The sequence below is a fragment of the Pseudarthrobacter sp. C1 genome (genome assembly GCF_034720455.1).
In the GTDB taxonomy this organism is placed as follows: Bacteria; Actinomycetota; Actinomycetes; order Actinomycetales; family Micrococcaceae; genus Arthrobacter.
Genome location: NZ_JAYESK010000002.1, coordinates 236,063 through 261,989 on the forward strand (window position 1 = coordinate 236,063; position 25,927 = coordinate 261,989).

Annotated in this window: 17 protein-coding genes; 5 read left to right on the top strand and 12 right to left on the bottom strand. The window is 65.4% G+C overall.

The window, feature by feature from the left end:
• Positions 1 to 173: 173 nt before the first annotated feature.
• Complete coding sequence (locus U7114_RS03780) at positions 174 to 4,235, top strand: FtsK/SpoIIIE domain-containing protein (protein ID WP_323056577.1); 4,062 nt, start codon at positions 174 to 176, stop codon at positions 4,233 to 4,235.
• A 22-nt stretch (positions 4,236 to 4,257) separates the two neighbouring features.
• On the opposite strand, the gene U7114_RS03785 is transcribed toward U7114_RS03780, so the two are convergent.
• Complete coding sequence (locus U7114_RS03785) at positions 4,258 to 4,746, bottom strand: hypothetical protein (RefSeq protein WP_370460663.1); 489 nt, start codon at positions 4,744 to 4,746, stop codon at positions 4,258 to 4,260.
• Positions 4,747 to 4,976: 230 nt separating this feature from the next.
• Between U7114_RS03785 and U7114_RS03790 the strand changes: the two genes are divergently transcribed.
• Positions 4,977 to 5,225 carry a WhiB family transcriptional regulator gene (locus U7114_RS03790; protein WP_015937605.1) on the top strand — a complete coding sequence of 83 codons (249 nt, stop codon included), beginning with the start codon at positions 4,977 to 4,979 and terminating at the stop codon, positions 5,223 to 5,225.
• A gap of 122 nt (positions 5,226 to 5,347) precedes the next feature.
• Here the strand turns inward: U7114_RS03790 and U7114_RS03795 are convergent, their stop codons facing one another.
• Genes U7114_RS03795 through U7114_RS03810 form a run of 4 tightly spaced genes read right to left on the bottom strand, consistent with a single transcriptional unit; the run spans position 5,348 to position 13,702 of the window.
• Positions 5,348 to 6,814: a PAS domain-containing sensor histidine kinase gene (locus tag U7114_RS03795; protein ID WP_321213935.1), complete on the bottom strand. Its 1,467-nt coding sequence runs from the start codon at positions 6,812 to 6,814 to the stop codon at positions 5,348 to 5,350.
• A gap of 28 nt (positions 6,815 to 6,842) precedes the next feature.
• On the bottom strand, positions 6,843 to 11,696 hold the full coding sequence (locus U7114_RS03800) for an NAD-glutamate dehydrogenase (protein WP_323056578.1): 4,854 nt from the start codon (positions 11,694 to 11,696) through the stop codon (positions 6,843 to 6,845).
• 57 nt (positions 11,697 to 11,753) lie between these two features.
• Entirely contained in the window at positions 11,754 to 13,061 is a 1,308-nt protein-coding gene (locus tag U7114_RS03805) for an AAA family ATPase (RefSeq protein WP_321213937.1), read from the bottom strand.
• Positions 13,058 to 13,702, bottom strand: coding sequence for a hypothetical protein (locus U7114_RS03810; protein WP_157241764.1), 645 nt, complete (start codon positions 13,700 to 13,702; stop codon positions 13,058 to 13,060). The genes U7114_RS03805 and U7114_RS03810 overlap by 4 nt, the downstream gene beginning before the upstream one ends.
• A gap of 155 nt (positions 13,703 to 13,857) precedes the next feature.
• On the opposite strand from U7114_RS03810, the gene U7114_RS03815 reads away from it, so the two are divergent.
• A complete protein-coding gene (locus U7114_RS03815; RefSeq protein ID WP_009356834.1) occupies positions 13,858 to 14,073 on the top strand; it encodes a helix-turn-helix domain-containing protein in 216 nt (71 codons plus the stop codon).
• Positions 14,074 to 14,110: 37 nt separating this feature from the next.
• Here the strand turns inward: U7114_RS03815 and U7114_RS03820 are convergent, their stop codons facing one another.
• Positions 14,111 to 14,680: a hypothetical protein gene (locus tag U7114_RS03820; RefSeq protein ID WP_157241763.1), complete on the bottom strand. Its 570-nt coding sequence runs from the start codon at positions 14,678 to 14,680 to the stop codon at positions 14,111 to 14,113.
• A gap of 129 nt (positions 14,681 to 14,809) precedes the next feature.
• Here U7114_RS03820 and U7114_RS03825 point away from each other — a divergent pair, with 129 nt between their 5' ends.
• Both U7114_RS03825 and U7114_RS03830 read left to right on the top strand, forming a co-directional pair.
• Positions 14,810 to 15,712, top strand: a complete 903-nt coding sequence (locus U7114_RS03825; RefSeq protein WP_323056579.1) for a LysM peptidoglycan-binding domain-containing protein — start codon at positions 14,810 to 14,812, stop codon at positions 15,710 to 15,712.
• Positions 15,713 to 15,802: 90 nt separating this feature from the next.
• Positions 15,803 to 16,312 carry an Rv3235 family protein gene (locus U7114_RS03830; RefSeq protein ID WP_323056580.1) on the top strand — a complete coding sequence of 170 codons (510 nt, stop codon included), beginning with the start codon at positions 15,803 to 15,805 and terminating at the stop codon, positions 16,310 to 16,312.
• A gap of 98 nt (positions 16,313 to 16,410) precedes the next feature.
• On the opposite strand, the gene secA is transcribed toward U7114_RS03830, so the two are convergent.
• The 6 genes from secA to mtrB form a co-directional block, all read right to left on the bottom strand.
• Positions 16,411 to 19,149: a preprotein translocase subunit SecA gene (gene secA, locus U7114_RS03835; protein ID WP_323056581.1), complete on the bottom strand. Its 2,739-nt coding sequence runs from the start codon at positions 19,147 to 19,149 to the stop codon at positions 16,411 to 16,413.
• A gap of 47 nt (positions 19,150 to 19,196) precedes the next feature.
• Positions 19,197 to 20,462 (bottom strand): winged helix-turn-helix domain-containing protein, encoded by a 1,266-nt coding sequence (locus U7114_RS03840; RefSeq protein WP_323056582.1) that lies wholly within the window; start codon positions 20,460 to 20,462, stop codon positions 19,197 to 19,199.
• A gap of 32 nt (positions 20,463 to 20,494) precedes the next feature.
• A complete protein-coding gene (gene hpf / locus U7114_RS03845) occupies positions 20,495 to 21,220 on the bottom strand; it encodes a ribosome hibernation-promoting factor, HPF/YfiA family (protein ID WP_157241760.1) in 726 nt (241 codons plus the stop codon).
• A 144-nt stretch (positions 21,221 to 21,364) separates the two neighbouring features.
• Entirely contained in the window at positions 21,365 to 22,288 is a 924-nt protein-coding gene (locus tag U7114_RS03850) for a ComF family protein (RefSeq protein ID WP_323056583.1), read from the bottom strand.
• 104 nt (positions 22,289 to 22,392) lie between these two features.
• Positions 22,393 to 24,111, bottom strand: a complete 1,719-nt coding sequence (locus U7114_RS03855; RefSeq protein ID WP_157241758.1) for an LpqB family beta-propeller domain-containing protein — start codon at positions 24,109 to 24,111, stop codon at positions 22,393 to 22,395.
• Positions 24,108 to 25,859, bottom strand: coding sequence for an MtrAB system histidine kinase MtrB (gene mtrB / locus U7114_RS03860; RefSeq protein WP_157243075.1), 1,752 nt, complete (start codon positions 25,857 to 25,859; stop codon positions 24,108 to 24,110). The genes U7114_RS03855 and mtrB overlap by 4 nt, the downstream gene beginning before the upstream one ends.
• Positions 25,860 to 25,927 lie beyond the last annotated feature (68 nt).

Below are 25,927 nucleotides of genomic sequence, written 5' to 3' on the forward strand. Positions count from 1 at the left end.
GAATGCGGGCAGCGCAATTGTGCGCATTGTCTGCTGCTCTAGCCTACCCGAGGGATAGCGGGCCCCGTCGAATCGAATGCCCCTGCCACTTGTCCACATAGAAGATTCAGGCCGTGTTCCACACCATGCCAATTGCCTAGCGTGGATTCAAAGGCACCGAAGGATTCACGCCCATGACACTTCACTGCACACTGGTCCGCAGCCCCCACGCGCTTCCGGCGGGGCCGCCCATGGAACTTTCCATTACGGCACCACCGGGCACTTCCGGCGCAAAAATCCACGCCCTGCTGGTGGAGAGGTTCGGCACGGGGGCGGTCTCTATCGGCGGGGATGACCTGTGTTCCATGAGCCTCGGCAAAGCACCCCTTGTGAATGGCGCCATCCTGGTCGACGGCGGGAGCCAGCCCCCCAGCCGAAGAAGGCCGAGGAGTCCGGCTCCTGATCCCGCTGCACCCATCGCGCTGGCTGTGCACACCGGCGCCGGAGCAGGCATCCTGGTCCCCCTGAGGCGCGGCACCTACACGATAGGCAGAAGCAATACGCGCATCGTGGTTCCCGATCCTGAACTCTCCCGCGAACATGCCCGCCTGGTGGTCACCGAGAAGGACATCATGATCGTTGATCTGGAGAGCGCCAACGGCACCTATGTGGACGGCGGACGGGTCCGCCATGCGCGCGTCACCACTGACTCCACCATCCGCTGCGGCAACACGGCAATGTCGCTCGTCTTCCTGGACCTGCCTGACAAGGCACTGGCCGACGCCGGCACGTCAGTTAAGGAGCCCCTCACCGTTCCAGGCCTCACCGAGTCCGGCAATCGCGGAATCCTTCTGCTCACCGCAGTGCTCCCCCTGGCCATCGGCATAGGACTCGCGGTCCTCACAGGAATGTGGATGTTCCTTGCTTTCGCGGCCGTCTCGGCAGTCTCCGTACTCATCCCGCTGGCGACGGGCCGCCGCCAGGCGCGCGAGTTCGCACAACGGATCCAGTCGGCAGTGGAGGAGGACCGGAAGCGGCGGCAGCGGGCGGGGCCCTCCCTCCCGCTGCTGATGCTGGCTGCCCGCCATGGGCAGGTTGCGCCTTCGCGGGCCGAGGGGAACGGCAGGGTGTGGCTTCGCCTCGGGCAAGCGGCCCAGGAAGCCTGTCTGAAAGTCGAGTCGGGGACCGCGCCCCGCATTGTTCCGTCAGTCGGGGAAGTCCCCGTGCTGCTGGATCCGGATCCCCCCAACACCACGTTCCGCGGGCCTCGGACCGTGGCGGAGGCGATGATCAGGTCGCTCGTCATGCAGTTGGCAGGCTACCCGTGTGGCAGCAGGACCCGCATCATCATCTGCGGCCCGCTGGAAAGTCTTCCGCTCCCTGCCCGCTTTCTTCCCGGCGTAACCCTCGCAGGAACCCGGCGTGCCGGCATGAAGGCACTCGCGGACGGCTTCGGTTCCACCTATGATCACGGTGTCCTCCTGTCCATCGAAGCGTCCCTCATGGACGAGGACGGACTACGGGAAAAGGCAGCAGGGCTGGGCTGGCAAGTGCTCCAGTTTTGTGAGCCTGACACCGTTCCGGGTGTCCCCGAAGTGATACTCGCCGAGCGGCAGTCGTTCCTGCGGGAAACGGGACGCCGCATTGCGTTCGTCCCGGACCTGGCACCCGAGGACGTGTTCAGCAGCTTCTGTCGGCAGGTAGCGGCCTCTCCGAGGCCGCCGGAGGGCCAGGAGCGCCCGGTCCCGTCTGCCTGCGCACTGGACGAACTGCTGCCGATCACTCCCGCAGACACTGCTGCCCGCTGGGCTGCGAGTGCCGGCACCCGCGGTCTAGGCGTTCCGCTGGGACTCGGAGCAACCGGGCCTCAACTTCTTGACCTGCTGAATGACGGTCCCCACCTGCTGGTGGCGGGAACCACAGGCTCGGGCAAATCGGAACTGCTCCGAAGCCTGGCGCTGGCGCTGGCGCTCACCCACCCCCCGGACAGGGTCAATTTCCTCTTTGTCGATTTCAAAGGCGGATCGGGCCTTGGTCCGCTGGCGGGCCTGGTCCACTGCGTCGGCGTCCTGACGGACCTGTCCACCCACGAACTCGAACGGACCCTCGCATCACTTCGGGCGGAAATCAGGGTCCGGGAGGAAGCCCTCGCCGCTGCCCGGGTTCCGGACCTCACCGCCTACCGTTCCACACGCGCATCCCTTAGTTGTCCCCTTCCCCATCTGGTCATCGTCATCGACGAGTTTCGGATGCTCGTGGACGACGCTCCAGAGGTAATCCGCGAACTCATGCGGATCGCTTCCATCGGGCGCTCGCTCGGTCTGCACCTCGTCATGGCGACCCAGCGTCCCCAGGGAGCGCTGACCGCCGACATCCGCGCCAACGTCACGTCCAGCATTGCGCTTCGCGTCCAGTCGGAGATGGAGTCCCACGACGTCATCAGGACCGCAGCGGCAGCCGGCATCAGGCTGGCAACTCCGGGGCGTGCCTTTATCGCCCGCGGCATGGAGGAGCCGGAGGAATTCCAGGCGGCAGCAACTGGAGCGTGCCGTGCCATGGCAGTCGAAGAGACGGAGGTACAGCTCGCCACGGAGTATCTGGAGGCCGTGGGCGAAGACACCGCGGCCACCGCCGGCACCGCAGACCTGACACCGGTAGAAGCAGCAGCTCCCCTCGTCTCGCTTGTTCGAAATCTTTGGGCCTCACAGGCAGGGGCAGCGCCACGGCCGCCGGTTGCCCCTCCCCTGCCCCGGAAGCTCACTCAACCCCAAAGGAAGATATCCCGTGGCGGCCTGACCGCCGGGGCAACGGCGAAGGACGGCACCAGCCAGTGGACCATTGATCTGGGCCTGGTGGACTTGCCCGAGCGCCAAGAGGTGACGCCCCTGCTGTGGAACCCCGCAAAGGACAGCCACCTCGCCTTTGTCGGAGGTCCGGCGTCCGGCGCGGCGGAGGCCCTTGACCTGGCCGCCCGTGAAGTGGCCGGTCATACAGCGGAATCACACTGTTATTTCCTGGACGCCGGCGGATCCTTCCTCGGCCTGGCCGCGCACACCCGGACGGGGGCCCACGCAGGGCTGCACGAGCTGCGGCGTGCCGTCCGCATACTTGAACGGCTGGCCCAGGAACTGGCCAGCCGCCTGAACCGGGCTGACAGCTGTGTTCCGCTTGTCCTTGCGATCTCCGGCTGGGGGTCCTGGGTATCGGCTTTTCGGGCAGGACCGCTGGCCTGGGCCGAAGACCTTGTCCAGGATCTGGTCCGCGACGGCGCCAACGCCGGAATCACGGTCCTCATCTCCGGTGAGAGGGAACTGGTTACGGCCCGGTTCTGCGGATCACTTCCCAACCGCATCTACTTCCCCGCAGGCTCCAATGAGGACAGCCGAATGGCATGGCCAAAGATGCCTTCCACGGCCCCGGTCAAAGGCAGGGGCGCGGCCTTCGGGCCGATCGTCGGCGGCCCAGCAGCCGTCTGCCAGCTCTTCGAACCCGCTTCGGCCAGTGCAGCGCAGGACGGCACCAGCCCGAACGAAGTCGTTGCGGCGGGGACCCGGCCTTTCCGGGTTGAGCCGCTTCCCTCCCTGGTATCAGTCTCGGAGGTTGAGGCTTTGGCTGCCAGGATGGATGACGTCGGAGCGACGGTTCCCGAAGCGCCGCTTGCGAACGGGAAGGGACCACGCCGGAGTGCCGGCGACGCCCACTCGCGGGACCTGCTCCTGGGCGTTGGTGGCGATGAACTTCAACCTGTCACCGTTCGGATTCCGGCCGGAGGCGTCTTCGCCGTCCTCGGTGGAGCCGGTTCGGGAAAGACGAACGTCCTGCGTACCCTGCAGGCTCTGAACCCGGCCGCGGGCCGGTGGACCTGCCCGGACGGCGGCACGGACCCGGAGGAATTCTGGAAGTGTTCGCTGGCCAAGGCCAGGGAGGGGGAACTGCCGAGGGCGGCGGTGCTGCTGGCAGACGACATTGACCTCTTGCCTGCCGGCGCCTTACAGGACCTGTCTGAGTTGCACGCCCTCGGCCACCCTGTGGTCCTGACCGCAAATTACAGTCCCTTGCTGCTTCAGCGCGTTCCGTTGGTCATGGATTGCCGTGCCGCCGGACGGGGACTCCTGCTGTCTCCGCGGTCCGCTTCGGAGGGCGACCTGTTCGGGGTCCGGTTCGACATCGAGCCGGATCCCCCTGCGGGCAGGGGGATGCTGATATCCCGGGGGCGGTCCTCCCCGGTCCAGGTTGCCTGGGCGGGGACGGAATAAAAGGACCGGGCGGCAGAACCTGCTAGAGAGCCGGCGTCCCCCCACCGGTGCGCGACGCATAACTGATCACCTTGCTTTGGAACAGAAGGACGATGGCAGTGACGGCCGGAACCAGCATAGCCAGCCCGGCAAGCAGGAGGCCGCTGCTGACCGTTGGAAATCCGATGGTCAGAACGAACAGCTGCGCTACGAGGGCAGCAGCCCGGGTCCAGCGGAAGCCGCGGTTCAGGAAGAGGGCCACCGCATACAGCCAGGCGGAGAAGGCAAGCAGGAGTACAAGGGTGAACACAGCTCCCCAGAATGACAGGACAGGGCTCCCCGCCAGCAACTGGTAGCCGTACCACCCCGCCGCGACCAGGAGGGCAGTGGCCTCCGCGGCCACTACCAGGGCCACCACAAGCACCGCCGCGGGCCGGCCACTCGGGCCCTTATCGTGCTGGCCGTTTCGGCCCTGGCCGGGGTCCGGTGCGGGTGAAGGGGGCTCTGCTGGGTTTACCGGGGGTCTTGACACACTGGCACCCTACCGGACATAGTCGGACAGTGGTGAGGGCCAGCAGCGCCGGTGTGATGTATCGCTCAGCTTTCGGGGGATATCAAGCGTTATTACCCCTTGTTTACACAGCGTTAACATGACAGGCTTGATTCAGATGACCAAGGGGGCCCCGCCGGGCCCTTTTCCTTTGTAGCTACTAGTGAATAATTTCACAAGGGCTCTTCCCAGAAATGGAGCAACTGATCAGCATGGATTGGCGTAACCGCGCAGCGTGCCTCGAAAAGGACCCTGAACTCTTCTTCCCCGTCGGGAACACCGGGCCTGCCCTCCTGCAGATCGAGGAAGCAAAGAGCGTCTGCCGCCGGTGCCCCGTTGTGGATACCTGCCTGCAGTGGGCCCTCGAGTCCGGCCAGGACGCCGGCGTCTGGGGCGGCATGAGCGAAGACGAGCGCCGGGCGCTGAAGCGCCGCGCTGCCCGCGCCCGCCGCGCTTCCTGATCCCACCGGAAACCTCCAGGCACAAACAGCCCCGGCTGCAACCTTCCAAGGCTGCAGCCGGGGCTGTTTCAGTTGTTCCTCCTCGGTAGTCCGGCTCCGGCAAAGGTAGCCGGGCTCCCGACCTACTTCCCGGCGAGGCTGAGGCGGATCTCGACGGCAGTGCCGCCGCCCTCCCGTGGCCGCCACTGGATGGTCCCGCCCAGTTCGCTCGTCACGAGGGTCCGCACGATCTGAAGCCCCAGCCCCTCAACGTGGGGTGTGTCGGGAAGCCCCACGCCGTCGTCGGCGATGGTGACGGTGAGCTCCTCGCCGTCATCCCCTTCCGACCGGTCAGCGATCAGCGAGACCGTTCCCGCCCTTCCCTCCAGTCCGTGCTCCACGGCATTGGTTACCAGTTCGTTGATGACCAGGGCCAGCGGGGTGGCGAGGTCGCTGGGCAGCTCGCCAAAGGTGCCGGAGCGTTCCGTCCTGACCTGTTGCGAGGGCGAGGCGACTTCCGCGGAAAGACGGAACTGACGTCCGATCAGCTCATCAAAATCCACGCTCTGGGTGAGGCCCTGGGACAGGGTCTCGTGGACGAGCGCGATGGTGGCCACCCGCCGCATCGCCTGCTCCAGGCCCTGTTTGGCTTCGTCGCTGACCATGCGCCGGGACTGCATGCGCAGCAGCGCCGCCACGGTCTGGAGATTGTTCTTGACCCGGTGGTGGATCTCCCGGATAGTGGCGTCCTTGGTGACAAGCTCCATTTCCCGCCGGCGCAACTCGGACACATCGCGGCACAGGACCAGCGCGCCGAAGCGCTGCTGCTCGTCGCGCAGCGGAATCGCGCGCAGGGACAGGCTCACCCCCCGGGACTCGATCTCACTGCGCCAGGGCATCCGGCCGGTCACTACGAGGGGGAGCGTCTCGTCCACCATGCGGCGGTCCTTGAGGAGGCTGGCGGTCACCTCCGCGAGGGACCGGCCCTCAAGGGATTCCCCGTCACCCAGCCGCCTGAAGGCAGAAACACCGTTGGGACTGGCGTACTGCACGATGCCTTCTGCATCCAGCCTGATCAGCCCGTCCCCCACGCGCGGCGCACCGCGCCGGGAACCCGTAGGCGACGCGAAGTCCGGCCAGAGCCCCAGCGTGCCCATCCGCAGCAGGTCATACGCGCACTGGCGGTAGGTCAGTTCGAGCCGGGACGGCATCCGCGAGCTGGACAGGTCCATGTGCGTGGTGACCACGGCAAGGGTGCGCCCGTTGCGGACCATGGGGACCGCCTCCACCCGCAGGGCCATGTCACTGCTCCAGTTCGTTTCGCTGGAGCGTTCAATGGAACGGCTGTTCCATGCCTTGTCCACGAGCGGCTGCAGGTCGGACCGGATGCCCTCGCCCACGAAGTCGCCGTGGAACACCGTGTGCGTGGTGGAGGGCCGGACATGCGCCAACGCCACATACCCGTGGTCAGGGTGCGGGAACCACAGCGCAAGGTCCGCGAACGCCAGGTCCGCGACCATCTGCCAGTCCCCCACCAGGAGGTGCAGCCACTCGGCATCGCCCGGCCCAAAATCAGCATGTTCCCTGATAGGGTCCGTAAAGATTGCCACTGCACCTCCATTTGCGACGCCGGCTTGGCTAGCGTCGAACGATTGACCTCAAGAGCCTCAATGCTACCGACAGTGACGCCATATCGTCGGCCTCAAGTGAATTGACCTCGTCGAACATGGACTTGGCCCGGCTCAGCTGCTCGGCATTTTGAGCCTCCCAGTCCTTCAGGCGGGCCTCCGGCGAGTCGCTGGCAGCGGTGGCGTCCAGCACCGCCATCGTCATGTCCGAAATGGTGGAGTACAGGTCATCCCTCAGGGCCGCCCGGGCCAGGGCCTGCCACCTGTCCTGCCGGGGCAGGCTGCTGATCCGTTCCAGCAGCGAGTCGGCGTGGAACCGGTTGAAGACGGTGTAGTAGACGGCCGCGATTTCATTCACAGGCTCCTTGCGCCCATGCGCGATCTTGGCAATGTCCAGCAGCACGAAGCTCTCGAATAGCTCCGCCCATCGCAGGGCGAGGCCTTCCGGCAGCTCCCATTCACGCGCTGTCTCCAGCCAGCCTGCCACCCGTTCCCGGTCATCACCCCGCAGGTAGTCCAGCAGGTGGGCCCGCATCGGCTCCATCACGGGCTTGAACTCCAACACGACGTCGGCTATCGGCCGGGAGACCGTGCCCTGGCCCAGGAGCCAGCGGACTGCACGGTCAAGCAACCGCCGGATGTCCAGGTGGACGGCGCTCCAGTGCTCGGTGGGGAAGGACGCCGGCAGGCTGTTCAGCTCCCCCACCATGTGGTCCAGCTCGTAGATCTCCCGCAGGGCCACGAATGCCTTTGCCACCGCTGCTTCGCTGGCCGACGTTTCCTCCATCACCCGGAACGCGAACGTGATGCCGCCGAGGTTAATCATGTCGTTGGCAACCACAGTGGCAATGATCTCGCGCCGCAGCGGGTGGGTGTCCAGTTCAGCGTCAAAACGCTCCCGCAGCTGCGCGGGGAAGTAGGCGCGCAACGTCTGCCTGAACCAGGGGTCGTCTGCCAGGTCGCTTTCCCGCAGTGCCGTCGCGAGCTCGATCTTGGCATACGCGGCGAGTACCGACAGTTCAGGAGATGTCAGCCCCTGGCCCTGCTGCAGCCGCTCCCGGAGCGCTTCGGTGGAGGGAAGCGCCTCAAGGTCCCGTTTCAGGTCGGCCGTCTTCTCGAGCCAGTCCATCAGCCGTTCGTAGCTCGGGCTCCACTCGGCCACCTTGGTCCGGTCGTTCAGCAGCAGGATGTTCTGGTCAATGTTGTCTTCAAGAACCAGCCGGCCCACTTCGTCGGTCATCGATGCAAGGAAGCCGGAGCGTTCTTCCGCCGACAGCTTTCCGGCAGCCACCATCCGGTCCACGAAGATCTTGATATTGACTTCGTGGTCGGAGCAGTCCACGCCGGCGGAGTTGTCGATGGCGTCCGTGTTGAGGATGACACCCTGCAGCGCCGCTTCAATGCGGCCGCGCTGTGTCATGCCGAGGTTTCCGCCTTCGCCCACCACCTTGACGCGCAGGTCCCGGCCGTCCACCCGGATCGCGTCGTTGGCCTTGTCCCCCACCGAGGCGTTGGTCTCGGTGCTCGCCTTGACGTAAGTCCCGATGCCGCCGTTGTAGAGCAGGTCGGCGGGGGCAAGGAGGACTGCGCGGAGGAGTTCCGGCGGGCTGAGTTCGGTGGTTTCGGCCGGCAGTCCCAGCGCCGTGCGGACCTGGGGCGAAACCGGGATCGACTTGGCCTGCCGGGCGAAGACTCCGCCGCCTTCACTGATGAGCGACTTGTTGTAGTCATCCCACGAGGACCTCGGCAGCTCGAACAAACGCTGCCGCTCCGCAAAAGAGGCTTCCTCGTCCGGGTTGGGGTCGAGGAAAATGTGGCGGTGGTCGAAGGCCGCCAGGAGGCGGATGTGGCGGGACAACAGCATGCCGTTACCGAAGACGTCCCCTGACATGTCCCCCACGCCCACCACGGTGAACGGCTGGGTCTGGGTGTCCAGGTCGAGTTCGCTGAAGTGGCGTTTCACCGACTCCCACGCACCCCGCGCCGTAATGCCCATCGCCTTGTGGTCGTACCCCACGGATCCGCCGGACGCGAATGCGTCCCCGAGCCAGAAACCGTACTCGGCAGCGAGCCCGTTGGCGATGTCGGAGAACGTCGCGGTGCCCTTGTCGGCAGCCACCACGAGGTAGGAATCGTCGTCGTCGTGCCTTACAACGTCCGACGGCGGCACGAGCCTTTCGCTGTCACCCTCGGTGAGGAGGTTGTCTGTGATGTCCAGCAGGCCCCTGATGAAGGTCTTGTAGCTTTCGATCCCTTCCGCCATCCAGGCGGCGCGGTCAACCGTGGGGTCGGGAAGCTGCTTGGCAAAGAAACCGCCCTTTGCCCCCGTAGGCACGATGACGGCGTTCTTCACCGTCTGCGCTTTCACCAGCCCCAGGATCTCGGTGCGGAAATCCTCGCGGCGGTCGGACCAGCGAAGCCCGCCGCGTGCCACCTTGCCGAAGCGGAGATGGACCCCCTCCACCCGCGGCGCGTAGACCCAGATCTCGAACATGGGGCGCGGGAAGGGCAGGCCCTCAAGCCGGGCGGGATCGAGTTTGAAACTCAGGTGAGGCTTGTTCTGGTAGTAGTTGGTCCGGAGCGTCGCCTCGATCAGGTTGACGAACGTGCGGAGGACCCTGTCGGCGTCGAGCGTCTCCACCTTTTCAATGGCCAGGTCCAGGTCCTTGCGGGCGGACGCCTGGGCCTCATTGCGCTCTTCGTCGTTGAGGGAAGGATCGAAGCGCGCGGCGAAGAGCGCAGTCAGCCCCTTGGTCACGCGGGGGTTGGCCAGCAGGGTATCGGCCATGAAGCCGAAGGAGTTGGTGTTACCCATCTGGCGCATGTACCGCGCGTAGGCCCGCAGCACGGTGATCTTCCGCCACTGCAGACCCTCGCGCAGCACCAGCCGGTCGAAGCTGTCCGACTCGGCTGCACCCGTCACTGCAGCGCCGAAGGACTCGGCAAGGAGCTGGCCCGTGGAGACCGGGTCCACCTTTGCCGGGTACTTCAGGCCAAGGTCGTACAGGAAGAAGTCGCGGCGGTCCGCCGTTTCGATTTCGAAAGGCCGCTCGTCCAGGACCTCCAGTCCGAGGTTGTGGAAGTACGGCAGGATCTGGCTGAGGCTCTTGGGCTCCAGCATGTAGAGCTTGACCCGCGCGTCCTCCTCCAGTGTTGCCCCCGCACCTTCCGGGAGATAGACGTGCACGCCGGGGCGCTCCTGGACAGTACCTTCAGCCCGTTCCGCGGCGGCACCGTACTTCTCGAACCGTGCAATGTCCTCGAGTGCGTCCTCGACTTCGTAGTCCACCCGGTAGCTGGCGGGAAACGCTTCCGACCAGATGGCGGCAAGCTCCTTTGCCTCAGAAACGTCCCGCCCCTCGCGCAGGACCTCCGCGATCCCTTCGCTCCAGGAGCGAGCAGCCCGCACAAGGCGCTTCTCCAGCTCCTCCGCATTGACGTTGCTGATGTCTGCGTTCTTGGGCAGCCGGATGCGGAAGAACAGGCGGGCCAGCGCCGACTCCGTCATGCGGGCTTCGTAGTCAATCGAGACGGCCTGGAACGTTTCGCGCAGCTCCTGCTCGATGCGGAGGCGAACGTTCGTGGTGTACCTGTCCCGTGGAAGATAGACGACGGCGGACATGAACCGGCCGTAGATGTCAGGCCGAAGGAACAGCCTGGTGCGCCGACGCTCCTGGAGTTTCTGGATACCGAGGGCAGTGGCGGCTAGGTCCGGGACCTCAATCTGGAATAGCTCGTCCCTGGGATAGGTTTCCAAGATGCCCAGCAGGTCCTTGCCGGAGTGGGAGTCCGGGGGAAAGCCGGCGCTTCGAAGCACCGCGTCAACCTTCTCGCGCACAATCGGAATATTCCGGACGGAGCCGGTGTAGGCGCTGGTTGCCAGGAGGCCGATAAAGCGCCGCTCGCCGTTGACATTCCCCGCGGCGTCAAAGCTCTTCACACCGATGTAGTCCAGGTAGGCCGAGCGGTGGACGGTGGAGCGGGAGTTTGCCTTCGTGATGACCAGGGCGCGTTTTTCCCGTGCCTTCTTCCGGCCGGTGTCCGTCAAGTGCTGAATGTGGGGCGAGTCGGTGGAGGGCCGCAACAGCCCAAGGCCGCTGTCTTCACGGAGCTCCAGGACGTCTTCCCCGTCAACGTTGACCAGGTCGTATTCCCGGTAGCCCAGGAAGGTGAAGTTCCCGTCGTCGAGCCAGCGAAGGAGGTCCTGCGCCTGCCGCAGTTCGGCGATTTGCGAGGAGTTGGCTGTCTGGTCAAGGCTTTCCGCAATTTGGATGGCCTTCTGGCGCATCTTTGGCCAGTCCTCCACGGCGGCGCGGACATCCTTGAGGACCCGTTCAAGGCCTTCGAGGAGGGAGGCTTTCGCGTCTTCCGAGACGCGGTTGATCTCGACGGCGATCCAGGACTCCATGTGCGAGGCGTTCTCACCCTGGGCAATGAGGTGGGACAGGCTGGGCATGGCGGCCGTGTCGCCGCTGGAAATCCCAAGGTGCGCCGGGACCCTGCTGACCTTGGTGAGCTCGCCGCTCTCCCTGTTCCGGGTAGCCACGAAGAGGGGGTGGATGACCAGCTTGATGGCGGCATGCTGCCGGACGAGTTCGGCGTTGACCGAGTCCACCAGGAAGGGCATGTCATCTGTGACAACGAAGACCACGCTGCTGTCTTCCTCGTCCGCAATGGCGACCTTCGCCTGGCCAGGCCTCCGGACGGAGGCGATCTCCCGGTGATGGTCGGCACGGGCAACCAGCACGTCCCGGGGGTACGTTCGGGCGTCCTCTTCGGCTAGGTGCTGGTAGTAGTCCCCAATGAAGCCCTCATCGCCTACAAGGGAAAGGGGCTGATCCTCCACGCTGGATCCAGACGACATCGACAAACGCCTCCATCACAAGATATTCGCTGCACCCTTGCAGCTCTTATGGCGAGCCTAGTCCTTCGCCCGGCGCCGTGCTGTGGAAGAAAATACAGAGGATTTCCGATTTTGCTGGTCGGATGCACAAACCAAATTGCGGATGGCGTGGCGCAGGGACGAATCTGGAGCAACCTCAAGCAGCAGGGACCCTCCCAACAGTGCGGCATCCGCCGCAGACACGTCGTAGGGAAGGAAAGCCTTAAGCTCAGACGCGGGACCGTACCGCTCCCAGGCATCCATCAGCTGCCTCTCCGGCCCTCTGCCTACCGACGAGGCGCGTACGCGGTTCATCACAACAATGGGTGATGCCTGCGGAACAGCCAACTCGAGCTCTGCGAGGCCACGGACCAGCCTCGGCACTCCCACCGGGTCCGCGGCACCCACAGCGTAGAGCGTGTCAGCCAGCTCGAGCGACCGCAGCGTGGCTGCGTTCCGCCGCGGGGCCAGCGTATCGAAACTGAGTTCTTCGTCCGCTTCAAGGCAGAACCCGGCATCCACCACCACGACTTCCGCAATCTCCCGGGCGCGTTCGAGGACCAGCGCAAGGGCGGAGGCCCGGAGCTCCGTCCAGCGGTCCGCCCGGGTAATCCCGGTAAGGACCCTGAAGGTGCCCGCTTTGGTTGCCACTGGCGCGGCGATCTTCTCGAGCGCCTCCCTGTCCAGCAGGCCCTGGTCCGCGAGCCTGCATGCCTGTGCCAGGCCCGCCGACTCATCGAGGAGGCCCAGGACAGCCGCGATGCTGGCGCCATAACTGTCGGCGTCAACAAGAAGCACGGCCGTTCCTTCCGCAGCCAACTCACCGGCGATATTTGCAGCAACGGTGGTCCGTCCGGGAGCTCCGGCCGGCCCCCAGACCGCAATGATCCTGCCCGGACCCGGTTCATCCGGCCCCGCCGGCGGCTCGGCCTGGACGGACTTCAGTGCAGCCCCGGGGTCAGCCGGGCCGCTTCTCCGGGCAACACCTGGCCCCCGCCCTGTAAGTTGGGCTACCGCCTCCGCGATCCTGTCCGAGAGCGCCGCGGACTCCACGCCGGTCAGCGCTGAAGCTACCCCTATCGACCGCAGCCGGGCGGCTTCGTCGGCGTTGTCAGTCAGGGCAATGATTGCCACCCCAACTGCCGAAAGCCTGTCCACGAGCGAGGAAGTCAGTCCTTCGGACCCGTCCGCCACAACCGCAGCCCTGGCCAGGCCGCTTTGGCACGCCGCCAGAAGTTCGGGAAGTTCCGTGCACCTCCTGACCACCGTTACCGGTCCATGCAGGCGCTCGAGCCCGCCCACCAGATCGTCCCTGCTCTGGCCGACGGTAACTACCGGGATGCTCACCTGGCACCGCCGCCCGGGTTCCAGACCACAGAGATTTTCGCCTCGTTGGCCTGGGCCCCCAGAAGGGCCGGCATTTGACCATCCTCCACCAACACCATCAGGACGGTGGTTTTTGATGATCCCAGAGCCGTCGAGCCGGAAGTTACTTCCGCGATCTCAGCGCCGGGAAGGAGGAGTTTCGGTTCACTGAATCCGTTGCGGGCATCCGGCTGCGCAACCCAAACGTCCACCCTCGCGCCGGCGACGGCTTGCGCCGGGAGGGTTTCCTCGATGGTGAGGGCTACCGGCTTCCGGTCGAGTTGGTCGACTGAGCCAAGGCTGGCGCGGGGCACCAACTGGTGCTTGCCGATGCGCTGGACCGCCACCACCCCTTCGGGGATGCCTGATTCGGCCGTAATATACTGCTCCTCCGTCTCACCCAGGCGCACCTTTGCGCGCACAACGTTATCCCGGGTCAGCCTCTCCCCTACGGCGATGCCGTCACGGGCCGCATATACCTCGGTGGTCCGGTCCGCACTGCCGACAAGGAACACAACACCCGCCACGGACACCAAGACCAGGAGGACACCTACCAGCAGGCGGGGGTCCTTCCATGATGGCCGTTTCAGCCTGGCCGCCGTGGCGGATGAATCAGGAACCATGAAAATTTCTCCCCCTATGTGCGCCGGCCCTGCTCGCCGTGTCCAAACACCCTCATTGTTACCGCCGTGACGCTGGAACGAAAGTCACGATGCCAAACAGGGCCAATCTGTGGATAACAGCAGCATAAGGTCCCATTCGATGGCAAAATGGAGGCATGCCAAGGTTCCTAACGCTCGCAGATGTCGCCGAGCAGCTTCAGATCAACTCGCCGGCCGCGTACGCGCTGGTCCGCAGTGGAGAACTGAAGGCCATCCAGGTGGGCGGCCGCGGCCAATGGCGGGTTGAAGAAAAGATGCTGGAGCAATACATCGAGGAGCGCTACGCCGAGGCCAGCCGGATGATCCAGGAATCCAAGTCCAGGTCCGTCTGAGCTCCGTCCGGGACTTCGGCGCCAACAGCACCGCCGGCTAAGAATCGCCAGTCCGCCGTGACCTGACGGCCGCCAACGCCGCCAAGGGGATGACTGACACCTGGCCGACTTGGTTGCTGCGGCGCACCTCTCCCGGAGTGAACGTCGCCAGGTCCAGATAATCCTTCCCCACCCGGTCGATGACCCCGGCCAGCCTCACCGCACCGGCACCATGCGCCAACGTCACCGCCAGTTCCGCGCGGTCCCGTGCCAAAGCGCGCAGCGCGTGCGCAAGTCCCAGCCCCCTGCGCACCGCCGACGGTTCAGCCACGGAGAACCTGCCCAGGCCCACATAACGTACAGCGGCGGCATACGGGACCAGGACCTGGTGCCGCTCCTCATCGAGAACCAAGGCGTCCGCGCCGGCGTGGCTCAGCGCGCCGCGGACAACATCGCCACACGCGAGATGCACGGCGAGGCGGCACCCCAAGGCGCCGCGGAGCCGGTCCGCGAGCCCGACGTCCACCATCTCCGCCCGGGTCCGTTCGTTGATCTCCGCGTCCAGGGAAAGCCGCTCCGATTCGGCAAATTGGCTTTCCATGTCATTGAAGAGTGCATCCCAGCGCATTGCGTCAGCGTAGGACCGGGCCGGGCGGCCGGTCAATGCATCAAGTAATTCTTTCCAGCGTATGGACAAACCTGCACGCACGGGCTCAAACTTTCCTTATGCGTATCAAACAACATCAAACTGCATCAAATGAGCAGTTCTGTGGCTAGGCCTGGATCACGGCGGTTGTCTGCCGACGCCGTGGCAGCGGCAGCTGTCCTCCTGTTGGGCCTTTTGCTGTGCCTCATCGGCTCGGGGCTGCTGGCACAGTGGAAGGATTCGTATGCGCGGCAGCAGCTGCCCGGCGTGGAGATTCATCTGGCTGCCGCAGCAGGCATTGCAGGAGCGGGCATTGTGGCCTGGTGGTTCGTGTCGCTGGCGTGCGCGGCCGCTACCGCCGTCCTGGCCAGAACAGGCAGAGCCCGGGCCGCAGCAGCCACGCGGAAGCTTTCCCCCGCTTTCATGCAGCGGTTGGTGCTCGGCGCGCTGTCCGTTCAACTCCTGGCCGGACCCGTGGCCCACGCCTCGGTACCGGCGCCCGGCCCGGTGTGGGCACCCACGCAAGGCCACTCATCCTCGGCGCCCGCTGGCCCTGCCACTGCGACAGCCCAAGATCCAGCCAAATCCCCGCCGGCCCATACGGAGACGCTGGCCGGTGCAGTGACCCGATCCGGGAATGAAGCACCGGCCGGCAACGTGGCGCCGGTCCATACAGGGAAGGAACACGCCGTCGTTGAAACAACGGCGCCACCGCCACCCGTCCACCCCGGCTGGCAACCGGTCCCGCCGGTGGTGAATCCGGGCATGCTTGCGGCTCCTGCCATCCGTGCCACCCGGGAAGCAGCGCCTGCGGAGGTTGAAGGCGTCACCGTCCAGGCGGGAGACACCCTGTGGGACATCGCTGCCCGTCATCTGGGACACGGTGCTTCGGACCTGGACATCGCGCTTCAGTGGCCCCGCTGGTACCAGGCCAACCTGGCACTCATAGGACAGAACCCTGACGTGCTGCTCCCGGGACAGATTCTTCAGCCACCTTCACCCGCCCACAAATAGCCAGGCCGCGAATAGCCAGGCCACACCCTACGAGCCAAGCCCGATCCCGTCCGCCATCCCACTGACGGCAATCCAACCAAGGGGAAACCAATGAGTGCAGTGACACCGATACGCACGGCCAAGACCACAAACTGGGCGGGCCAAGGGACGGCCCCGGGAGCGGAGGCAGGACATGCGCCGCGCCGGCCAACCACGCCACCGTTGTCTCCGGGCCGCCAGGCAGCTTCCACGCCTTTGCGTCCCGTCGACGACATGGCGGAGGTCCGCGCAGTCACCCGCACCACAGTGCAGGCGGCCATGGAGGTACTTGCCGGGATCCGGCCGATCCATCAGCTTGCCCGGCGCCTTGACCCCCGTTGCCTGGCGGCCCTGCAACACCGGGCCGCCCTTATCCGCCGCGAGCTCACGCGTACGGGTAGTCCGGCCCTGGCAAGGCTCCATCGCAACTCGACTGTCAGGTCGGTCCGGGTCTGCGAGGTCGCCGACGGCATTTACGAGGCCAGCGCAGTGGTGGTGGACGACGTACGGGCCCGTGCCGTTGCCGTCCGGCTGGAGCAAAGCAAGCAGGTGTGGCGGGTGACCGAACTTGTCATTGGTTGACGACGCAGCGGAAAGAAAGCAGGGCCGGGAACCACTGTTCCCGGCCCTGCCCGCACTCATTGCCTGGCACCGCGGCCGGCAGGCAGGTCGTTCTGTGGTCAGCGGCGCTTTTTCTTTGCGGGGCGCTTTGCCGCATCCTGCGCGGCCGCCTTGGCCGGATTTCCGGAACGGCCGGAGGAACGGGTCTCTACCCTGGTCTGCGTGCCACCGGTTTCGCTCGGAGCCGTGTACTGCAGCTGGGCAGGCTTTTCCGGAGCTTCCAGACCGGCGGCCCGTACCTGCGGTTCGACATGCTCGGTGTGTCCGCCCTGTGCATCCGGCACCACCACGTCCTGGGCAGGAGTGACTTCCACTTCGAGATTGAACAGGAACCCCACGCTCTCTTCGCGGATGGCTTCCATCATGCTCTGGAACAGGAGGAAGCCTTCACGCTGGTACTCCACGAGGGGATCACGCTGTGCCATGGCGCGCAGGCCAATGCCCTCTTTGAGGTAGTCCATCTCATACAGGTGTTCCTGCCACTTCCGTCCAATGACGGAGAGGACCACTCGGCGCTCAAGTTCCCGCATGCTTTCGGAGCCGATGGCTTCCTCGCGCGCCTGGTACACCAGCCGTGCGTCGGACAACAGCTCCTCTTTCAGGAACTCAACAGTGAGCCTGGACTTCCCGCCGGCTTCCTCGATGATCTCGTCCGGAGTAACGCTGACAGGGTAGAGCGTCTTGAGGTTGGTCCAGAGCAAGTTGTAGTCCCAGTCGTCCCCGTTTCCTTCGGCCGTTGCGGCGTCGATGAAAGCGGTGATGGTGTCTTCGACGAAGAACTGTACTTTCTCATGCAGGTCGTCGCCTTCGAGGATCCGGCGCCTGTCGCTGTAGATCGCTTCTCGCTGGCGGTTAAGGACGTCGTCGTACTTCAGGACGTTCTTGCGCTGTTCGGCGTTGCGGCCCTCAACCTGCCCCTGGGCGGAGGCGATTGCCCGGGACACCAGCTTCGATTCCAGTGCGACGTCGTCGGGCACGGAGCTGTTCATGAGCCGTTCCGCCGCCCCTGAGTTGAAGAGCCGCATGAGGTCATCGGTCAACGACAGGTAGAACCGGGATTCGCCGGGATCGCCCTGGCGGCCGGAACGTCCGCGGAGCTGGTTGTCGATGCGGCGTGATTCGTGGCGCTCGGTGCCGAGGACGTAGAGTCCGCCGAGATCCAGGACTTCTTCATGCTCGTCCTTGACGGACTGCTTGGCAGCCTCAAGGGCGGCGGGCCACTGGGACTCGTACTCCTCGGAGTTCTCTTCAGGGTCCAGTCCGCGCTTCGCGAGCTCGGCGACAGCGGTAAACTCAGCGTTGCCGCCGAGCATGATGTCGGTACCGCGGCCGGCCATGTTGGTTGCCACCGTGACGGCACCCTTTCGGCCCGCTTGGGCAACGATGGCGGCTTCGCGTGCATGGTTCTTCGCGTTGAGGACCTCGTGGCGAATGCCTTCCTTGGCAAGGAGCCGGGAGAGGTATTCGCTCTTTTCAACGCTGGTGGTGCCCACCAGGACAGGCTGGCCCTTTTCGTGGCGTTCGGCAATGTCCCGCACAACGGCGTCGAACTTGACCGTTTCATTCTTGTAGACGAGGTCCGGCTGGTCGATGCGCTGCATGTCCCGGTTGGTGGGAATGGCCACTACGCCCAGCTTGTAGGTGCTCATGAACTCGGCCGCCTCGGTTTCGGCGGTGCCGGTCATGCCCGAGAGCTTGTCGTACATGCGGAAGTAGTTCTGCAGCGTAACGGTGGCCAGGGTCTGGTTCTCGGCCTTGATCTCGACGCCTTCCTTGGCCTCGATCGCCTGGTGCATGCCCTCGTTGTAGCGCCGGCCGGCCAGGATGCGGCCGGTGTGCTCGTCGACAATCAGCACTTCACCGTCCAGGATGACGTAGTCCTTGTCCCGCTTGAACAGTTCCTTGGCCTTGATGGCGTTGTTAAGGAAACCGATGAGGGGCGTGTTCGCGGACTCGTACAGGTTCTGGATGCCGAGGTAGTCCTCCACCTTTTCGATGCCGCTCTCCAGGACGCCGACGGTGCGCTTCTTCTCGTCGACCTCGTAGTCCTTCTCCGGCTGCAGCCGCTGGACCACTTTGGCAAATTCGCTGTACCAGCGGTTTGTGTCCCCCTGCGCGGGGCCGGAGATGATGAGCGGGGTACGCGCCTCATCGATGAGGATCGAGTCCACCTCGTCAACGATGGCGAAGTTGTGCCCGCGCTGGACGAGCTCGTTCCTGTCCCACGCCATGTTGTCGCGGAGGTAGTCGAAACCGAACTCGTTGTTGGTGCCGTACGTGATGTCCGCGGCGTACTGCTGGCGCCGGACCGCCGGGTCCTGGTTGGCCAGGATGCACCCGCTGGTCAAACCAAGGAAACGGTAGACGCGGCCCATGAGGTCGGACTGGTATTCGGCGAGGTAGTCGTTAACGGTGACCACGTGGACACCCTTGCCGGTCAACGCGTTCAGGTAGGCGGGAGCGGTCGCCACCAGGGTCTTGCCTTCGCCGGTCTTCATTTCCGCGATGTTGCCCAGGTGCAGGGCGGCACCACCCATCAACTGGACATCGAAGTGGCGCATCCCCAGGGTCCGTGACGAAGCTTCGCGGACTGCGGCAAAAGCCTCCGGAAGCAGGTCATCCAGCTCCTCGCCATCCTGGTGGCGTTCGCGGAGCCGGGCAGTTTCTTCCCGGAGTTCGGCATCCGTGAAGGTCTTGAAGGAGTCTTCCAGGGCATTGATGGAGTCGGCATAGTTCCTCAGCTGCCGGAGTGTTTTTTTGTCACCGGTGCGGAGAAGTTTTTCGATAAGTGATGCCACGTGAAGATGCTCCCAGTCTCATGCCGCCGAATTCTGGCGTTTTTAGTCTACGGGAGAGACGCCGCCGCGAGCCCCGTTTGTTCCCTCAGAGCGGATACTCCCCTGCCGCTGACCGCCGCGGCGAGGCTCCCGGCGAGGTCGCCAACCGGGAAGACTTCCACTTCGGACAGGCCGAGCCAGTCGGCCATGAGCCGAAGCTCCGCAGCGAGTTCGACGGCGGTGTCCGGCGGGGCGTAAGGCTCCGCGAAGGCGGACCTCGCCAGCAGGATCCCGCGTTGGCGGTCCGCCTTCAGGTCCACACGGGCCACGATCCTGTCGCGGAGGAGGAAGGGAAGGACGTAATACCCGTAGCGCCTCTTGTGTTCGGGCGTGTAAATCTCGATCCGGTAGTGGAAGCCGAACAGTTCCTCAAGCCGCCGGCGTTCGAACACCAGGGAGTCGAACGGACTCAGCAAGGCGCGGCCGGTGGCGCGCCGAGGCAACCTCGCTTCGACATGGCGGAAGACATCACGCTCCCAGCCCGGAACTGTGACGCGTTCCAGCCTGCCCATCCGCACCAGATGTTCGACGGCGGCCGCCGCAGCCTTCGGAGGGGTGCGGAAGTAATCCGCGAAACAACGTACGGTGCCGATGCCATGTGCCTGGGCAGCGGCGTCGATCAGCCGGTGCATCGCTTCCGCTGGACCGGCGTCGCCTGTCGCCGGCCCGGACAGCTCCGGCAGCACCCTGGATGTCAACGTGTACCTGCGCTCGAACTGCTCCGTCCGCGCTGCCGCGGAGACCACGCCTTCCTCGAACAGGTGCTCGAGCACCCGTTTGACGGCGTTCCAGTTCCAGCCCCAGTTGGCAGTCTCCTTCTCCTCGACGTGGCCCATCCTGGCAGTCAGCTGGGCCGCGGTCAGGGGCCGGGAGCGTGCCAGCGTGTCCAGGATCTTCCCTGCGATTGCGGCGCGAAGGTCAGGGTCCATGCGGGAGGCACCGACCCAGGAGCGCTTCTGCCACAGGAGGAGGTCCGCGTAGTGCTCCGGGCGGATGTAGCTCGCTTCGTGTGCCCAGTACTCCACCATGCGCCGCGGATGGACGGCGGTCATTCGCTGGAGGATGGTTCGGTCGTAGTTTCCCAGCCGCGAAAAGAAGGGCAGGAGGTGGCTCCGGGAGACGACGTTCACGGAATCGATCTGGACGAGCTGGATCCGGGCAAAGGTGCGGCCCACCGCCCGTGAGGTCACGGGGCCGGTGGGCCGTCCTTTGTCGAGTCCCTGGGCTGCCAAAGCGATCCGCCGTGCCTGGTCCAGGCTCAGCGTCGCTGACACTTCAGTCCTCTCTGTGGATGGTGTCAACCACCCTACGCGTTTGCGGCGGCGTCGTCCGAACGGTACGCAATGACCTTTTCCTCCACCACGGTGTCTCCGGGTTCGCACTCGTGATCCAGCGTGATGACCCCGTAGGTCCAGCCGCGGCGCCGGTACACGACCGACGGCGTGTTGGTGGCCTTGTCCACGAAAAGGTAGAAATCATGGCCCACAAGTTCCATGTTGTCCACGGCGTCGTCGAGGGAGAGGGAGGCGGCAGGAAAAACCTTGCGCCGGATCAGGACGGGCGAGTTGCCGGCCGGGATGTCGTTTTCAACATCGTAGGGAGACTTGTCCTCGGGGGCGGCGACGGCCTCATTCCGGTGGCTGGCCTCGACATAAAGCGGTTCTTGCGTGCTGGCGGGTTCCAGGGTGGCCGTCGCTTCCCGGACAGCCTTAGGGGTGTGCCGTCCATGGTGGACCTTCTTGCGGTCCTTGGCCCGACGGAGCCGTTCAAGCAGTTTGTTGTAGGCAAGATCAAAGGCCGCGAACTTGTCAGCGGCGCTGGCTTCGGCACGAATCACGGGTCCCCGGCCCAGCACCGTCACCTCAACGGTCAGCTGGTCGCCGGTCTGCCGGGCATTGGTCTCCTTCGAGACTTTCGCGTCCACCCGCTGGACCTTGTCCCCAAGCGACTCGATTTTCGAAATCTTTTCCCCGGCATATTCACGGAACCGGTCTGAGACTGTCAGATTTCGTCCGCTGATCATAAACTCCATGGTGCCCTCCAAATGACTTCGGTGACACGACGGCGGCGCTTCCCTGGGCCGATCTGTGTGACAGTCGAGCCCCTCTCCGAGCCGCCATCGAAAGGTACATTCTGTTCTTGGTACCCACCACCGACGTTAGTTCATAGGCACCCGTTATTCATCCTTTCTTGGTTTATTTTTTTCTAAGTCATGGCGGCTTCCGCGGGTCTTCGGGAGTTGGGCGCCGTGGCCCTCGGCGTCCGGCGGGCGTGTCGCAGCGAGGACGACGGCACCCGTTACCTGTGCCCCTGATGCATGGAGCGCGCGGGCTGCTTCGGCCAGCGTGGAGCCGGTGGTCAGGACGTCGTCGATGATGACGCAGCGGCGCCCGGCCACCTTTGCCCGCCCCCGCCTGGAGACCCGCATGGAACCGCGCACCCGCTGCGCCCGGGCGCCCCGGCCCAGGCCTTTTTGGCCGCCCGGCAGCTGCAGGACGGACCCGCCGGCCTTGGCGAGGACATCTGCGACAGGCAACCCTGCAAGCTGCTGCGAGGCCCCGGCCAGCAGCAGGTGGACAGGGCTGAAACCCCGATTCAGGTAGGCCTTGGTGCTGGTGGGCACGGGGACGAGGCAGATCTCTCCGGAGCCCTCGGCGGCTGCGCGAACCGCCCCGGCGAGCGCGCGGCCCAGGCTTCGCTTGAGCTGCTGCTGGCCGTGCCTCTTGAACGAAAGCAGGGCCTGCGCGAGCTCTTCGCGGTAGACGCCGGCAGCCACCACCGGAAGCAGCACCGACCCGTCCACATCCATGAGTGCCGGCGCTCCGCTTTCTGCCCGGAACGGGGCTGCGGTGAGGTGCCGGATGCGACGATCACAGGGGATGCAGAGCGCCCGGTCTTCCGCACCGCAGCTGACGCAGTCAACCGGAACAGCAAGCGACAGGAGGTCCGCCGCCGCTCCCGTGAGCTGGTCGGTGAACCGGAGGAAGGCGCTGCCGTGGTCTGAGCGGTGCCGGGCGGCAATTCCGTCGGGCGGGTCAAGGTCGGGATCGAGCCGGACACCTGTCACGGCCCGCCCGCCGGCTAAGGATCTGCGGCTCACCCCACCATCTTCGGCCTGCGCCCCGTCGCCGCGCAGCGGGCAGGCGCGCTATGTGGACAGTGCCCCGAAGCGCTACTGCCGGCCACGATGTCCGGCCGCGGTTCTCAGCCGGGAAATGCCGGATCGATCGGGCCCTTGATCTGCGGAGACCAGCCGTTACCAAGCCGCTGGAAAATCCCTTCAGCCGACTGTGCATAGATTTCCTCAGCCCCGTTGCCCGCGCTGAGGGCCACGAGGCCTGGCCACGGTGCCAGCTGCTGCGGCTGCCCGGAGGTGAGGGACAGCAGTTCCGGGGTGACGTTCTGCCCCGCTGATGCCTTCATCACGGCAACAGTTGTATCCGTGACCCAGACGCCCTGGTCCGGATCGCTGCCGGTGGCCAAGGTGGCCGGCGGTGTCAGCTCCCGCGGGGTGCCGTCGGCGCCCCGGATGATTCCGGTTACCTGAACCCTGGTTTTGCCGTTCTGCTCCGAAATCACCAGCGCCCGGACCCCTTCCCTGGAAATCCGGAACTCCTTGACTGTCCTTCCAGCCAGCCATGCGGGCGACAGGGTGACAGTTGGAACGGCGGCGCCCTCCGCAATCCCGGCCGGGCGGAACGCCACAACTTCAGTGCCGCCCGTGGCACCCGGACCTGCCGACCACACCCATTCACTGAGGCCGAAGGATGGCCGGCTCAGGGTGCTCCTCGTGGTCAGGGCCCGGGCGGGTTGCCCGGGACTGATGCTGTACAGCGTCGTGCGGCTTTCGTTGAGGAAAGCGGCCGTCTGCGAAACCGGGGACTCCGCGGGGAACCGCGGCGCGAACGATGATACGGGCTGCATGTCCGGAAGCGGCGAAACCCTGTTGTTCTCGTACCGCACCAGCTCGTTGCCGCTGATGGCAATCTGGCGGGACGGCACGCTCTTGTCCTGGACCGGCGGGAGGACGGCTCCGTTGTCTTCCACCCGCACCAGGTCCTGGTTGGCGCGCAGCTCGACATTGACGACGTCGGGCTGGCTGCGGAACGTCAGCGTCAGCTGCATCTGCATCCGGAGCCGGTCCTCCGGGGACGTCTCCATCAGTTCCTTGGCCGTCAGGTCCACCTGCGCAGCCCCTGAGACGACGGGGACCGACTCCCGCGCGAGCTTGATGCCGGACGGAAAGGCACTCGCCACCGCCCCGCGCAGGTACGGCGCCGGCCCTGCCAGCAGTGCGCTGGTCATCGCCTTGACGGTCTTGTTCTTGATGAACCAGCGGACGTCCGGGACAGCGAACGTGAATGTGGGGTCGTAGAAGTAGATGGGGTAAGCCCCGTAAATCACCTTGAAGGTTTCCTCAGCAATGGCGGTGCCGTCCGGGAGGCCTGAAATACGCCATTCACCATCCACCTGGGTGAGAGTCACCGGGATATTCTCAATGGTTCCCTCCGGCGACTGTGTGGCGATGCCGTCCGCATCCACGGTGTAGGCGACATCCAGCTCGTAGTTGTAGACGTTCTCGTTTCCCGTTGCCACCACCCGCGCCTCCCGGTAGACGAGCGCCCGCTGGTCCGGCTTCCAGGACACCGAGGCGGCCTGGGTCAGGTACTGGCGTGCCACAGCGTAGTCGTCCTCATAGCCGCTGCCGGCCCGGTAGAAGTAATCGATGATGGTTTCCGGCAAGGCACCCGGTTGGGGAGCTGCCGGCAGGAACACCGGCGCGCTGACGTTGCCCGCGCTGCCTTCGCTGCTTTTGCCCACCGGCCCCGAGGTGGGAATACGGGCGCAGCCGGCCAGCAGCACCAGCAGGAGGACCAGCAGTGAAGCATGCAGCTTGGCCCGGCGGCCGGCGCGACCGATCATTTTCCCTCCTTCGGGGACGATGCCGGAGCAAGCGACGCGGCACCCGTTTCCAGGACGAGTATGTTCTCTGAGCGCGGCTCACCGGGAAGGGTGATGTCCTCCGGCTCCAGCTGGACCGGCGACTTGTCGATCTCTTCTCCTTGGCGGAGCGGCAGCGTCAGCCGGAAGTTGGCGCCGCTTCCCTTCCTGCCCCACGCCTGGAGCCAGCCGTTGTGCAGTTTGGTGTCTTCCATGGCGATGGACAGGCCGAGGCCGCTTCCGCCGGTAGTGCGCGCCCGCGCAGGGTCTGCCCGCCAGAAACGGTCAAAGACGCGCGCCGCTTCCGCGGGATCCATTCCGATCCCCTGGTCCCGGACGGCAATCCCGACGGCGGTCTGGCTGGCCGCCACGGTGACAGTGACTGGCTTACCTTCGCCGTGTTCCACGGCGTTGAGGATCAGGTTCCGCAGGATCCTGTCGATACGGCGGGCATCCATTTCCACGATGACGGCACCCTCCGGTGCCCTGAGGACAATCTCGGAACCATATTCGGCAGCCACCGGGGCCGCACCCTCGATGGCGTGGGCGATCACCTGCAGGATGTCCTCCGCTTCCGCATCCAGTACCGCCACACCGGCGTCGAACCTGGAGATCTCCAGCAGGTCCGAGAGGAGCGACTGGAAACGCTCCACCTGGTTGTAGAGCAGTTCCGCCGAACGCTTGTTGATGGGGTCGAAATCGTGCCGGGCGTCGTACAGGACCTCCGCAGCCATCCGGACGGTGGTCAGCGGTGTCCGCAACTCGTGGGAGACGTCGGAGACGAAGCGCTGCTGCATCTGGGAGAGGGTTGCCAGCTGGGTGATCTGTTCCTGGAGGCTGGCTGCCATGTGGTTGAAGGAGGCGCCGAGGCGGGCCACTTCATCTTCACCCCGGACCACCATCCGCTCCTGCAGCTGGCCCGCGGCGAGCTTCTCGGAGACCATGGCGGCGTGGCTGACCGGGCTGACCACGTTCCGCGTGACATACCAGGCGACGGCTCCGATCAGGAGCACCAGCACCGCACCGCCCGCCCACAGGACGCTCTGGATCTCGTCCAGCGTCTTCTGGGCGGTATTCAGGTCGTAAATAAGGTAGAGCTCGTAGACGGTGCCGTTGAAGGTCACTTTGTTGCCCACGGCAATGCCTGGCCGGTCCTCGGTGCCGACCGGGATGACCGTGGATGCCCAGTACTGGTCCTTCCCGGATTCCTGCACGGCCTTGCGAAGCGCCGGCGGAATGACGCTGACGGTCAACTGGTCGGAGGCCCGGGATTCGACCCAGCGGTTCCGCGGTTTGGTCTGTTCAGGCACGGCCTCGAAGACGTACCTGCGCTGGATGACCGACCCGCGGCCCTCCACGGCGTTCAGGGTGTCGTAAACGAGGGTGATCACGCTGGCCTGGTCGGTGACCTGCGCGCCGTCGAACGTGTCCTGCACCTGCTTGACGTTGTAGCGGGTCTCCGACTCGGCCTGCGTCAACCGCTCCTGGAAGAGGTTGTTGGCAATCTGGTTGGACAGGTACGCGCCCACCACAGCGAAGGAGGTGACGGCCAGGAGCAGGGTGGTGAGGACAGTCCGGAACTGCAGGGACCGGCGCCACCGGCGGTGGAGGGAACGTCCGACGTACCGCAGCGCCGGCAGGAACCGGCGGACTCCGGTCTTGACCAGCCGCGCAACGCGCAGGCTGACAATCAGGGACCGCCGCTGCCAGAGATGGGCGCGGAACGTCAGGCCCCGCAGGCTGATGGCGTCCGTGTGTTCGGGGGGAGGCGGCGGCCCGGTGCCGCTGCTGTGGTGCC